The sequence below is a fragment of the Piscinibacter sp. XHJ-5 genome (assembly GCF_029855045.1).
In the GTDB taxonomy this organism is placed as follows: Bacteria; Pseudomonadota; Gammaproteobacteria; order Burkholderiales; family Burkholderiaceae_C; genus Albitalea.
In genome coordinates, this window is sequence record NZ_CP123228.1 from 6,033,362 (window position 1) to 6,045,418 (window position 12,057).

Annotated in this window: 10 protein-coding genes; 3 read left to right on the plus strand and 7 right to left on the minus strand. The window is 69.6% G+C overall.

Translation table 11 applies throughout. The annotated features are described in order from the left end of the window. The first annotated feature begins 9 nt into the window (after positions 1 to 9). Positions 10 to 1,131 carry an ABC transporter substrate-binding protein gene (locus P7V53_RS28570; protein WP_280152872.1) on the plus strand — a complete coding sequence of 374 codons (1,122 nt, stop codon included), beginning with the start codon at positions 10 to 12 and terminating at the stop codon, positions 1,129 to 1,131. Positions 1,132 to 1,270: 139 nt separating this feature from the next. Beyond that, on the plus strand, positions 1,271 to 2,344 hold the full coding sequence (locus P7V53_RS28575; protein ID WP_280152873.1) for a hypothetical protein: 1,074 nt from the start codon (positions 1,271 to 1,273) through the stop codon (positions 2,342 to 2,344). Between the two features lie 51 nt (positions 2,345 to 2,395). Here P7V53_RS28575 and P7V53_RS28580 read toward each other — a convergent pair whose 3' ends face one another. Beyond that, entirely contained in the window at positions 2,396 to 2,995 is a 600-nt protein-coding gene (locus P7V53_RS28580) for a hypothetical protein (protein WP_280152874.1), read from the minus strand. Between the two features lie 249 nt (positions 2,996 to 3,244). On the opposite strand from P7V53_RS28580, the gene P7V53_RS28585 reads away from it, so the two are divergent. Further along, on the plus strand, positions 3,245 to 5,314 hold the full coding sequence (locus tag P7V53_RS28585) for a PAS domain-containing hybrid sensor histidine kinase/response regulator (protein ID WP_280152875.1): 2,070 nt from the start codon (positions 3,245 to 3,247) through the stop codon (positions 5,312 to 5,314). Positions 5,315 to 5,347: 33 nt separating this feature from the next. On the opposite strand, the gene P7V53_RS28590 is transcribed toward P7V53_RS28585, so the two are convergent. Genes P7V53_RS28590 through P7V53_RS28615 form a run of 6 tightly spaced genes read right to left on the minus strand, consistent with a single transcriptional unit; the run spans position 5,348 to position 12,043 of the window. Continuing rightward, entirely contained in the window at positions 5,348 to 6,187 is an 840-nt protein-coding gene (locus tag P7V53_RS28590; protein WP_280152876.1) for an alpha/beta hydrolase, read from the minus strand. 19 nt (positions 6,188 to 6,206) lie between these two features. Then, entirely contained in the window at positions 6,207 to 8,408 is a 2,202-nt protein-coding gene (locus tag P7V53_RS28595; RefSeq protein ID WP_280152877.1) for a D-(-)-3-hydroxybutyrate oligomer hydrolase, read from the minus strand. Beyond that, positions 8,405 to 9,493: a branched-chain amino acid ABC transporter permease gene (locus P7V53_RS28600; protein WP_280152878.1), complete on the minus strand. Its 1,089-nt coding sequence runs from the start codon at positions 9,491 to 9,493 to the stop codon at positions 8,405 to 8,407. Before P7V53_RS28600 ends, P7V53_RS28595 begins: the two co-directional genes overlap by 4 nt. An 8-nt stretch (positions 9,494 to 9,501) precedes the next feature. Next, positions 9,502 to 10,545 (minus strand): branched-chain amino acid ABC transporter permease, encoded by a 1,044-nt coding sequence (locus P7V53_RS28605; RefSeq protein WP_280152879.1) that lies wholly within the window; start codon positions 10,543 to 10,545, stop codon positions 9,502 to 9,504. Further along, positions 10,542 to 11,291 (minus strand): ABC transporter ATP-binding protein, encoded by a 750-nt coding sequence (locus tag P7V53_RS28610; RefSeq protein ID WP_280152880.1) that lies wholly within the window; start codon positions 11,289 to 11,291, stop codon positions 10,542 to 10,544. Before P7V53_RS28610 ends, P7V53_RS28605 begins: the two co-directional genes overlap by 4 nt. Continuing rightward, entirely contained in the window at positions 11,288 to 12,043 is a 756-nt protein-coding gene (locus P7V53_RS28615) for an ABC transporter ATP-binding protein (protein WP_280152881.1), read from the minus strand. The genes P7V53_RS28610 and P7V53_RS28615 overlap by 4 nt, the downstream gene beginning before the upstream one ends. Between the last annotated feature and the right edge of the window lie 14 nt (positions 12,044 to 12,057).

Sequence of the window (12,057 nt, forward strand, 5' to 3'; positions counted from 1 at the left end):
AGGAAGTTCGTGAATCGTAGAGACGTGGTCTTCGGAGGCACGGCGCTGTTTGCTGCCGGCCTCAGCCCCGCCGTTCTGGCACAACAACCCGTGATCAAGTTCGGTCAGTCCGCCTCGTTGTCGGGCGGCCAGGCCGGCTACGGCAAGGACGTGCGAGACGGCATCGCCGCCGCCTTCGCCGCGGCGTCGCGGGCCGATGCAAAAGGGCCACGCTTCGAGCTGGTGACGCTCGACGACGGCGGCGTCAAGGACCGCTGCAAGGCCAACGTCAAGACGCTGATCGACCAGGGGGTGGTCGCGCTGGTCGGCCTCACCAGCGGCGCGGCGGCGGAGACGGTGCTGCCGATGGTCGAGGAGGCCAAGATCGTGATGCTGGGCACCGCCAGCGGCAACATGGGCATCCGCAGCGACAAGCTGACGATGGCCTACCACGTGCGATCGGGTTATGCGGACGAGTACCGCCGCATGATCTCGTACGTGAAGGAGTTCAACATGCAGCGCGTGGGCTACGTGTACCTCAAGGACACGTCGGCCGCCAACCAGGCTGCGATGACGGCTGCGCTCGATGCCGTAGGACTGAAGCTCACCGTGTCGGTGCCCATCGATCGCAACACCAAGTCCTTCGACGCCGAGATCGAGAAGCTGCTTGCCGCACGCCTGGACTGCGTGCTGTTCACCACCAACGCCGGTCCCGTCTCGGCCATCGTCGAGAAGATGGCCGCGGCCAGGTACCCGGGCTTCTACTTCTCATCGTCCTTCGCCGGCCAGGAACTGATCGACGACATGGTCGGCAAGGGGCAGAGCATCATCATGAGCCAGGTGGTGCCGCGGCCCAACGCCGTCGCCGCCACCGTCGTCAAGCGCTGCCAGGAAGACCTGGCCGCCTACGACAAGAACGCGCGCATGGGATTTACCAGCCTCGAGGGCTACATCGCCGGCCGTGTCGCAGTCGAAGCGGCCCGGCTCGCGCAAAAGGGCGGCGTCATCAGCCGGGCCCGCTTCCGCGAGGCCCTTTCGGACCTGAACGTCGACCTCGGCGGCTACCGCGCGAAGTTCTCGCCGCAGAGCCCGCACGGCTCGAAGTTCGTCGACGTGGTCGCGATCGACCGCACCGGCCGCATCATCGGTTGAGCCCGTCCGTCCGCGCGGCGTCCGGCCCGTCAAGCCGGCAGCCCGCGGGTGTTGTGTCCCCGAGAGCTGCGCCCCGGTGAAACGCCCCGACCACCGGCGTCGCAGAAAACATAACCAAACCATCAGAGAGTTCCACCCCATGAAGCTCAGCAAGCTCTTGCAGGCCAGCACGCTGGCCTGGTGCGCCACTGTCATGGCGCCCGCCTGGTCCACGACGCCCGCGGCGCCCGGCGACGATGCCGCGCGACTGCGCGTCGAGAAGGTCGCCGCCGCCCTGGCCGCCGACATGGCGCAGCTGTGTCCGGCGGCCGATCCCGGCGACCAGGCCGCCTTCGACGCCTGCCGCAAGGGACTGTTCATGGACTCGCAGTTGAAGCGCAGCCTGCTCGACTTCGTGCTGTGGGGCCGTCAGAAGGACCCCAAGCTCACGCTGAAGGAAAGCAAGCTGACGCAATTCGGCCCGGACGTGCTCGCCGGCATGTACGTGCCGCTGTTCATGTTCAACGGAAAGTACAGCGTCGTGCACGTGGAGCGCGAAGGCCTCTACCAGATCCGCCTGCAGACCGCCTTCCGCAACCGCCTCTCGCCCGGCCAGTTTCCCTATCCGTTCTGGCACGAGGCCGAGAAATGGTCGATGTACGAGAAGGCCAACGAGATCATCCTGTGGTGGGACACCAAGGCCGACAAGGTCAAGGTCGCCCAGTTCACCGTGTGGGGGACCACCCCGCCGGTGCAGGTCAACACGCACGTGGAGCAGGCCGCCTTCGACGGCAAGTGGATGTGGACGGATGCAACCGGCAAGAGCCAGCCGGCGGTGACGGTGTTCGACGGGCTGCTGCGCGCCGACAATCCGTACATCGGCAAGCTCGACACGGCCTACAAGAACCTCGCGCTGCGACTGCGTGACGGCCAGTGCTTCCAGTGCCACGTGCCGAACAACCCGGACGGCATGAAGAAGCTGGTGCTGCTGCAGACGCCGATGCATGCCGCTGCCGAGATCAAGCGCGTCATGAAGGCGGTGCGCAACGACACGATGCCGCGCGACGAATTCGGCATCGAGCAGCCGCTCGACAACAAGACCAAGACCGCGCTGCTCAACGAAGGCGCCGCCTTCGAGAGGCTGCTCGATCTGGCCAAGCAGTGGGACGCCAGCGCCCCGTCGACCGCCCGCAACGACGCCACCGGACTGACCACGGCCACCGCCGCCAAGTAGGCGATTCCCGCCTCAGGCCGCACCCTCGCCGGTGCGGCCTCCTTCATGGGATCAGATCGGCGCGGCGAGCGCGAAGCGACGCTGCGAATCCTGCTGCAGCGCCGCGGCGAAGCGCCGGTCGCTCATCAGGTTGCGCACCGCGACGCCGACGGCCTGGCGCAGCCCGGCCGCGGTGCTGATGCGCTGCGGCGCGGCCAGCGAGTACGCGCCTTCGGTCGACGCCTGGTAGACCACCTTGCCGGTGTCCGGCGCGACCATCTGCCACCCCAGCTGCACGTAAAAGCCGCCTTGCCAGGCACCCGCGGAGGCCTGGCACAGGTCGACCTCGATGTTGTTGAGGAAGGCCTGCACCTTCAGCGGCGCGGCTTGCGCGCCGCCGGGCGACGCGGCCTGCAGGCGGGCGAGCTCCTCGCGGAACACCTGCGGCACTTCGGCCTCGATGCGCTGGCGGATGAGCTGACTCCACTCGCGATCGGCGGCGCTGGCGCAATCCGCGCCCGCGTGCAGCGTGCCGATGCGGTCGCCTTCGTTGAAGGCGGTGCGCAGCTCGGTCAGCTCGGCGCCGGCCACGGAGGGCGGTGCGGCGAAAGCTGCGCTGCTGCACATGACGGCCAGCGCGGCCAGGCAGGAACGGAGGCGATGGAACGGCATGACAAGGCCTTTCTGATTCGTTGGTTGCCTACTGCATTCAGTCCCCCGAAGCGGCAACACAACGAACTTCATGCACGCATCGCAGAGTGCCGAGAGCCTATCGGTAACCACCTGTGTTTTGGAATGGCGACCTGCATCAAGAGCGGGGCGGGCGCGCATTTGTTCTCGAACGCCGTGGATCCGGCGCCACCGCTTCGCGTGCGTATTTCCCGCCTGCCGCATCGGCAGCGGCGGCGCTAGATTCGCGCCATGGACCGGGGCCAACGCGAGGCGGGAAGCGCGCCGCATGCCGACAGTGCCCGTGACGCCGACGCCGCGGGCGTCGGCCGCATGGAGCGGGCCCTCATCGCCTCGCGCGACGGCTACTGGGAGCGCAACCTGCGCACCAATGTCAGCTGGTACTCGCCGAGCTTTCGCGCGCTGCTGGGCTTCACCGAGCAGGAGCTGCCCAACGACCGCGACGTGGTCAATGCGCGGCTGCACCCCGACGACCGCGAGGAATTCCTGCGCCGCTACGAGGAGGCCATCCGGACCTGCGGAACCTTCGCCTACGAGGGACGCATCCTCGACCGCAACGAGCGCTGGCTGTGGATGCGCGGTCGCGGGCGCGTCTGGGTGGGCGCCGACGGTCGCCCCGAGCTGATCAGCGGCGCGGTGAGCGATGTCACCGCCGAGATGGAAGCATTGCTCGAGCTGGAGCGCCAGCGCCACGACCTCGAGCAGCTCGTGCGCGAGCGCACCGCCAGCCTCACGGCGGCGCTGGCGCAGGCCGAGCAGGGACGGCGCGAGGCCGATGCGGCCAACGAGGCGAAATCGCGTTTCCTCGCGCACATGAGCCACGAGATCCGCACGCCGCTGAACGGCATCCTCGGCCTCACGGAGCTCGCCCTGCGGGTCACGCGGTCGGCGGCCGAGCGGCGCTACCTCGAGGTGGCGCTGCAGTCCGGGCAGGCGCTGCTGCAGGTCATCAACAACGTGCTCGACTTCTCGCGCATCGAGGCCGAACGCGTGCCGATCAACGACGAGCCGTTCGACCTGGCCGATGCGATGGCCGAAGCGATGCGCGCGGTCGTGCCGCTGGTCCGCGCCAAGCGCCTGTCGATGCTGTACGACTACCTGGGCGACATCACGTGGGTGCGCGGTGACGCGCCGCGCCTGCGCCAGGTGTTGACCAACCTGATCGGCAACGCCGCCAAGTTCACCGAACGCGGCCACGTGAAGCTCAGTGCGCAGGTCGTCCCGGCCGGACCGGACCGCTGCGTCGCGACCCTGCGCGTCGAGGACAGCGGCCCGGGCATCGCGCCGGGACAGCTCGCGCGCCTGTTCGATGCCTTCGAGCAGGGCGACACCAGCGCGACGCGGCGCCACGGCGGCACGGGCCTGGGCCTGTCGATCGCGCGTGGATTGGCGCAGGCCATGGGCGGCGACATCGCGGCGCAAAGCACGCCGGGCGCCGGCGCCACCTTCACGGTGACGCTGCCGCTGGGCCGCGCCGACGACCCCGACCCGCTGCCCGACCCGGCCAGCGGCCACGCCTGGCTGGTGTACCGCCGCGAGCTGGCAGCCGAGCTCATGCAGCAGCGGCTCGAGCGCAAGGGCTGGACCTCGCTGCTGTTTCCCGGCGTGCCCGAGGCCATCGCGCAGGCGCGCTTGCTGCCGCCCGAACGCAAGCCGGCGCTGGCCATGCTGCCCGAGCACGTGCTGGACGCAGACGCCGACCTGCGCACGTTGCGCAGCGTGCTGCCCGACACGCACATCGTGCTGCTGGTACGCGTCGACTGGCTGAACACCCGCTTCGAGCGCCTGGCGAGGGAGCTCGGCATGCCGTTGATGTTGCTGCCGCTGACGCCGCGCGACCTGAAGCTGGTCACCGGCGGCGATCGCCTGAGGCCGGCCGCGCCGTCGGAGCCGGCCCCCCACACGCCGAACGCGCAGGCCCCCGTGCTGATGGTGGAGGACAACGAGGTCAACCGGATGATCGGCGACGAGTTCCTGCGCGCGCTCGGGCTGCCGACGCGGGTGGTCGCCAGCGGCGAGGAAGCACTGGCCGCCTGCGCTCAGGAACCGCCGTCGCTGGTCCTGATGGACCTGCAGATGCCTGGCATGGACGGCTTCGAGACGGCGCGACGGCTGCGCGCGATGCAAGACGATGGCCGTCTGCCGCCCTTCCCCATCGTCGCGCTGACGGCGCATGCGCTGGAAAGCGATGCGGTGCGCTCACGCGCGGCCGGCATGGACGGGTTCCTCAGCAAGCCGATCATGCTGGAGTCGCTGCGGGGCGAGCTGGCGCGGTGGTTGCCGGCCTTGCGGGAGGCTTGAGCGGCGAGGTTCGCCGCAAGCTTCGCGGCGTCGTCACGCCCCCGCCAGGAACCTCTCCACCAGCGCGAACTGCGCCGGCGTGTTCAACGCCGGTGCATGCCCGCAATCGGGGATCTCGATGACCACCGCGCGCGGTCCGCGGGTGCGCATCCCATCGGCGGTTTGGGCGAGCAGGAGGTCGGAGCTCTCGCCGCGCAGGCACAGCACCGGCAGGTCGAGGCTGTCCCATGCGTCCCACAGGAGATAGTCGTCGTCGTGGTGGGTGAACTGCATCACCATCGCCGGATCGTAGTGCGGGGTCACGCGGCCGTCGGGCAGGCGGCGCGTCGAGGTTTCGGTGAGGCGCCGCCACTGCGCGTCGCTGAGCCAGCCGTAAGGCTTGTAGATGGTGCGGAAGTACTGCTCCAGCTCGCTCACCGTGTCGAACGCCGCCGGGTTGCCGGCGTAGCTTCGGATGCGCGCGATCGCCGCATCGGCGAGCTGCGGCCCGTTGTCGTTGAGCACCAGCCGGCGGATGCGACCGCGCAGCGGGCCGGCCGCGGCCAGCGTGCCGATCGCACCGCCCATCGACGTTCCCAGCCAATGGAAGCGGTCGAGCCCGAGCTGGTCGACCAACGACACCGCCAGCTTCACGTAGAACGCCAGGCAGTACTCACGCGCCGGATCGGGGCTCCACTGGCTCAGACCGCGCCCCAGGGTGTCGGGGCAGATCACGCGATAGCGCTGCGCGAGGTGCTCGGCGATGTCGTCCATGTCGCGGCAGGTGCGTGCCAGGCCGTGCCAGGCGATCACGGTCTCCTCGTTGGCGTCGCCCCACTCGGTGTAGTGCAGCTCGCGCCCTTCGCAACGCAGGTAGCGGGAGGTGGGATTCATGGAGCTCGCCGCGAAGAGATCAATCCGGCACGTGCAGCGTGCGGCCTTGCATCGTGATGCGGTCGGTGTCGGCCGGGTGCAGCGCGATCGGCGGCACGTTGGCCTCGGTGATGGACGGGGCGGCGCCCGGGGTGCCGCCGCGCGGGAGGGTGCGCACCACCTGGCTCGGCGGCAGCGGCTTGCCCTGGCGCAGGTGCTCGTACATCGCGTCGAGCGCGCGGTTCAGATACACGTGCAGCGGCACGTAGCGCGTGTCGTAGCCGGGCAGCAGCGTGGGCAGGCCGATGAAGCCGTCGAAGTGCTGCGCATTCGTCACCTCGATGTACGACAGCTGGCTCCGATGGCCCTCGACGCGCTTGTTCAACGCGGTGTACGGACGCGAGGTGTGGTTCACCGGCAGCAGCGCGTCGGCGCGGCCGTGCACGATCAGCGCCGGCTTGCCGTTCAGGTCGCCGCTGCGCCGCGTCTCGTCGATGCCCCGCTGCAGCGCCTGCGCGGCGGCATCCTCGCCGGTCAGCAGGGCGCGCAGGCACAGCGCGCCGTCGAGGTTGAAGTCCTGCTTCAGCGTCGACGGCGAGAACGAGAACAGGTCTCGCAGCGCGAAGCCGGGGTTGAGGTCGTTGATCAGCTGCACGCCGGACGACGGCGGCACGCCGTTGCCCGTGGCTGCCATGGGGGCCAGCAGCAGGGGGTTCAGCGGCGCCACCAGCCCCGTGGGCGTCGTCGCCGCGAAGCTGTAGCCGCACAGGGAGTCGGCGACGCCGGCGCGCGCCAGCGCGTTGGCGAAGGTCACGCTGACCGCCGGGGCCACCTCGAATGCCGCCAGGGACGCGTGCAGCACCGCCGACTCGGGCTCCCAGCCATAGGCGGCGAGTGTGGCCAGCGCTTCGTTCGCCTGCGCCTCCAGCGTGTCCCCGCCCAGCAGGCCCTTGGCCTTGAGCGACGCGCAGCGGTTGGCGGCGAAGGCCGCGACGACGAAGGCCGAGCCGGGCGCCCCTGCCACGTGCGGGGACAGCGCCGCGCAGCTCTGGTAGAGATTGGCGTGGGTGGTGAAGTCGTACAGCGTCTTGCCGGTCGTGGGCTGCAGCGTCGTGCCGCGGCGGATCGCGATGCCGGTCTGCGCCGGCAATTCGACCGCCGGCTCGGACACGGCCACGCCGTCGATCAAACGCTCACGATCAAGCTCGGCGGCCGCGATCGCCGCGCCGCCGCCGTTGGAGATGCTGGAAGCGATGACCAGCGTGTGCCCCGGACGGATCGTTCGCAGCTTGCGGCCTTGCGGCAGCGCGATGCCATGTCGCTCGTTGAGCGCCCAGTAGGCGAACTCCACCGCCTGCAGCGTGAAGCGGCCCCAATCCTTCTCCGGATTGCGCTGCGAATGCGCGTGCTTGAACGCGAAGCGCTCCGGGCGGGCGGCGTTGAGGGCGGCACGCTGCGCATCGGTCAGCGGCGCGCGGAACTGCGCGCGATCGCCGGCCAGCGCAGCCGTCGTGCGCGTGCCGTCGATCAGCGGCACGGTGTCGTTCGCCAGGTCGTGCGGCGCGCTGCCGGTGCCCTTGTCGGTGTAGGCCACGGCGCAGCCGCGCTTGAGTCCCCATTCGCCGGTGCTGATCGCGCCGTACACGCCGCGCGATCCCGACGAGGTGGCCGTCACGATGCAGGGCCGGCGCGGGTCGAAGCTCGCCGGCACCTGCACCAGGAGCACCACGTTCTGCGGCTCGCCCTCGCTGCCGTCGGCGCCGCGGCTGAAGGCGACGTATTCGGTGCCGGCGATCTTCCCTTCGCCGCTGGTGATGCTGCCGTCGGCGCCGACGTTCGGCCCGTACAGCGTGCCGTAGCCGCCGGCGGCCGTCATGTCGACGATCGCGCGGTAGCTGTTGTAGATGGCGGCGCGGCGCAGTTCGGCGGCGGTGGGCACCAGCGCGTTGGCGAACGGCGGCAGGGCGCCCCCGAGGCCGGTCTTGCCGAGGCCCGCGGTCAGCAGGTCGTCGGCGTGGCCGTCGTAGTCGGTGACGTGCACCTCGCCGTGCACGAAGGACGGCAGGCGATTGAACATGCCGCGCGGCCCTGCGACGTCGGCCGAAGCGCCCGCCACCGACTGCGCCGCGGCATTGCGCTCGGACGCCGGCACCGACTCGCTCGCGACCGGCGCGTCGCCGCCGCCGCCGCAAGCGGCGAGCAGCGCCGCGCCAAGAACCGCCAGCCCCTTCAGGATCTTCATCGGGTGTCTCCTCGTGTGGTTTGTGTCGTCGATGCGGCGCGCAGCCGACCCACCACCCCGCTGGGGAAGTGATAGACGGACAGCACGAACAGGATGCCCAGCCACAGCAGCCAGCGGTCGGGCGAAACGAGCTGCGACACCACCGGCACGCCCTCCACGGCCGAGGCACCGAGCTTCATCAGGTCCTGCAGGTAGCTCTGCGCCAGCAGGAACAGCACGCCGCCGACGATGGCTCCGTAGATCGTGCCCATGCCGCCGATCACGACGATCAGCAGGATGTCGAGCATGATCTCGAACGACAGCGAGGTGTCGGGCCCGTTGTAGCGCAGCCAGAGCGCCAGCAGGCATCCGGCCAGCGTGGCGAACAGCGCCGAGAGCACGTTGGACAGCGTGCGGTAGACCACGGTGCGGTAGCCGATGGCCTCGGCGCGAAAATCGTTCTCGCGAATGGCCTGGAGCACGCGCCCGAACGGCGAGTTGACGATGCGAAGCATCACGAGCACCAGCACCACCGCCGCCACGAACAGCAGGTAGTAGGTGACGAAGCGGCCGTCGATGGACGCACCCAGCCAGGGGTCCTCGAGGTACTGCGTGCCGGGCTGCAGCGCCTCGGGCACCTTGAAGTTGAGGCCGTCCTCGCCGCCGGTGAATTCCGACAGCTGCGACGCCAGCGTGAGAAAGGCCGAGGCCACGGCGAGCGTGATCATCGCGAAGAAGATGGCCTTCACGCGCAGGCTGAACAGGCCGATGACCAGCGACAGCAGCAGCGAGACCACCAGCGCCGCGGCCACACCCACCAGCACCGCCCCCCAGCCGGGTCCGATCCGCGTGCTGGCGATGGCGACACCGTAGGCGCCGATGCCGAAGAACATGGTGTGCGCGAAGCTGACGATGCCGGTGTAGCCCAGCAGCAGGTCGTAGCTCGCCACCAGCACGATGAACACCAGCACCTTCGCGGCGACGTTGAGCGCCTTGGTGCCCGGGAAGAGAAACGGCGTGAGCGCGAGGCCGAGCACGATGACGACCAGCATCAGCGTGAGCCAGCGGTTGCGCGGCAGGTCATGGGAGAGCAGTCGGTTCAGCATCGCGATCCTCACCGGCTCGTCACCGGATACAGCCCTTGCGGCCGCCACAGCAGCACCAGGACCATCAGGCCGATGTTGGAGAACATCGCCACCTTGGGCGCGAGGAAGCCCGTGTAGTTGGCCATCAGTCCGACCAGCAGCGCGCCGACGAAGCAGCCGAGCGTGGAGCCCAGGCCGCCGATGATGATGACGATGAAGATCAGCACGTTGACCGCCGCCCCCATCTGCGGCACCACGCCCTGCTGGTACATCCCCCACAGGCTGCCGCCCAGGCCGGCCAGCGCCGAGCCGGCGACGAACACGCCGACGAAGAGCCGGCGGATGCGGTAGCCCAGGCTCTCGACCATCTCGCGGTCCTGCACGCCGGCGCGGATCAGCAGGCCGAGCTTGGTGCGGTTGAGCGTGTACAGCATCGCGATCAGCACCGCCGCGCCGACCACCACCGCGAGCACGCGGAATTTCTCGACCGCCGCGTCGCCGAAGATCAGCGCGCCGCGCAGCGCCTGGGGCAGCGGCAGCGGCTGCGGCCCGGGGCCCCAGATGACCTTGATCAGCTCCTCGCCGATGATCATGCCGCCCATGGTGATGAGGATCTGCTTCAGGTGCTGGCCGTACACCGGCCGCACCAGCACGCGCTCGAAGGCCCAGCCCACCGCGCCGGCAACGGCCATCGCGACGACCATGGCCGGAAGGACGGCGGCGAGGTTGCGCCAGAGGCTGTCGGACGCGGTCCAGTCGGCCATCGTGCCGAGCACGCTCATGCCGACGAAGGCGCCGAGCGCGATGAACACGCCGTGGCCGAAGTTCAGCACATCCATCAGGCCGAACACCAGCGTGAGCCCGGACGCGATGATGAAGATGATCATGCCCATCGCAAGGCCGGCGATGGTCAAGGTGACCCAGGTGGGCGAGGAGCCGATGAAGGGCCAGGCGAGCAGCGCGAGCAGCGGCACCAGTGCCATCGGCACCCAGTCGAAGCTGGCCTTCGGGACGGCCGCGGCGGCCGTGGCGCCCGTTGCCGCCGCCGCGGGGGTGGTGGTCGTCGTGTTCATTGATGCGCCCCCAGCGAAAGCCCGAGCAGCTTGTGCTGCAGCGCCTCGTCATCGGCCAGCTCGGCCATGCTGCCGCGGTGCACGACGCGGCCGTCGTCCATCACGGCGACCCGGTCGCCCAGTGCCTTGGCCATGGCGAAGTTCTGCTCGACGAGCAGCACCGTCGTCTGCGTCGCCTTCAGCTCGCGCAGCGCGGCGACGAGGTTCTGCACGATGGCCGGCGCGAGGCCCTTGCTGGGCTCGTCGATCAGCAGAAGGCGACGCGGCTCGACCATGGCGCGGCAGATCGCGAGCATCTGCTTCTGCCCGCCCGACAGCTTGCCGGCCGGGTACAGCCAGAACTTGCGGATCGCGGGGAAGAGACCGAACAGCCACTCGAGGCGCCGCGTGTCGATGTCGTCGATGCTGCGCGCGCGGCGGGCCGCGAGCAGCAGGTTCTCGCGCACGCTCAGGTCGCTGAAGATGCCCATGCTCTCCGGCACGTAGGCGATGCCCAGCTGCGAAATGTCGGGCGTGCCCAAACGGCCCTTCTCGCCGCCGATGGGCCGGCCGTCGAAGTAGACGCTGCCCTTCGAGGCGGCCCACAACCCCATGACCGTGCGCAGCGTCGTCGTCTTGCCGGCGCCGTTGCGGCCCAGCAGCATGGTCACCTGGTTCGCCGGCACTTCGAAATCGACGCCGTGCAGGATGTGATACGCGCCGATGTGCGTGTGCACGCCTTCAAGGTGGAGCAGCGCGTCGGTCATGCGGCCTCCGCCGTCGCCAGGCCAAGGTAGGCGCTCTGGACCACCGGCGACGCGATCACCGTAGCCGGCTCGCCATCGGCCACCAGCTGCCCGTTGTGCAGCACGATGATGCGGTCGGCCAGCTCGCGCACCACGTCCATCTTGTGCTCCACCAGCAGGATGGTCTTGTCCTGCTGCGCCTTCAGCGCGCGGATGAGGTCCAGGATCACCGGCACGTCGTCGACGCTCATGCCGGCAGTGGGCTCGTCGAACATGTACACCGAGGGTTCCAGCGCCATCAGCATCGCGACCTCGAGCTTGCGCTGGTCGCCGTGCGGCAGGCTGGCGGCCGTCGCGTCGGCGCGATCGCCCAGCTTCACCCGCTCGACCAGCGCATGCGCGCGCTCCAGCGTGTTGCGGTGATCGAGCCACACCGACCACAGGTTGAGTCCTTCGTGCCGCCGGGACTGCACCGCCAGACGCACGTTCTCCACCACCGAGAGCTGCGGAAACAGCTGGGTAAGCTGGAACGCGCGCCCCAGCCCGCGGTGCGTGCGCGACGAGGCGGTGTCGCGCGTGATGTCCACGCCGTGGAGGTGCACCGTGCCTTCGCTCGCACGCAGCTGGCCGGAGACGAGGTTGAAGTACGTCGTCTTGCCGGCGCCGTTGGGGCCGACGATCGCGGTGAGCGTGCCGGGCTGGAAGGCGCAGCTCACGTGGTCCACCGCGACATGGCCGCCGAAGCGGATGGTCAGGTTCTTCGTTTCAAGCATGTCGTGTGGTTCGA

Excerpts from the sequence above, each read along its gene's own strand:
- P7V53_RS28575 (WP_280152873.1), top strand. The coding sequence starts at position 1,271 with ATGAAGCTCAGCAAGCTCTTGCAGGCCAGCACGCTGGCCTGGTGCGCC.
- P7V53_RS28580 (WP_280152874.1), bottom strand. The coding sequence starts at position 2,995 with ATGCCGTTCCATCGCCTCCGTTCCTGCCTGGCCGCGCTGGCCGTCATG.
- P7V53_RS28585 (WP_280152875.1), top strand. The coding sequence starts at position 3,245 with ATGGACCGGGGCCAACGCGAGGCGGGAAGCGCGCCGCATGCCGACAGT.
- P7V53_RS28590 (WP_280152876.1), bottom strand. The coding sequence starts at position 6,187 with ATGAATCCCACCTCCCGCTACCTGCGTTGCGAAGGGCGCGAGCTGCAC.
- P7V53_RS28595 (WP_280152877.1), bottom strand. The coding sequence starts at position 8,408 with ATGAAGATCCTGAAGGGGCTGGCGGTTCTTGGCGCGGCGCTGCTCGCC.
- P7V53_RS28600 (WP_280152878.1), bottom strand. The coding sequence starts at position 9,493 with ATGCTGAACCGACTGCTCTCCCATGACCTGCCGCGCAACCGCTGGCTC.
- P7V53_RS28605 (WP_280152879.1), bottom strand. The coding sequence starts at position 10,545 with ATGAACACGACGACCACCACCCCCGCGGCGGCGGCAACGGGCGCCACG.
- P7V53_RS28610 (WP_280152880.1), bottom strand. The coding sequence starts at position 11,291 with ATGACCGACGCGCTGCTCCACCTTGAAGGCGTGCACACGCACATCGGC.
- P7V53_RS28615 (WP_280152881.1), bottom strand. The coding sequence starts at position 12,043 with ATGCTTGAAACGAAGAACCTGACCATCCGCTTCGGCGGCCATGTCGCG.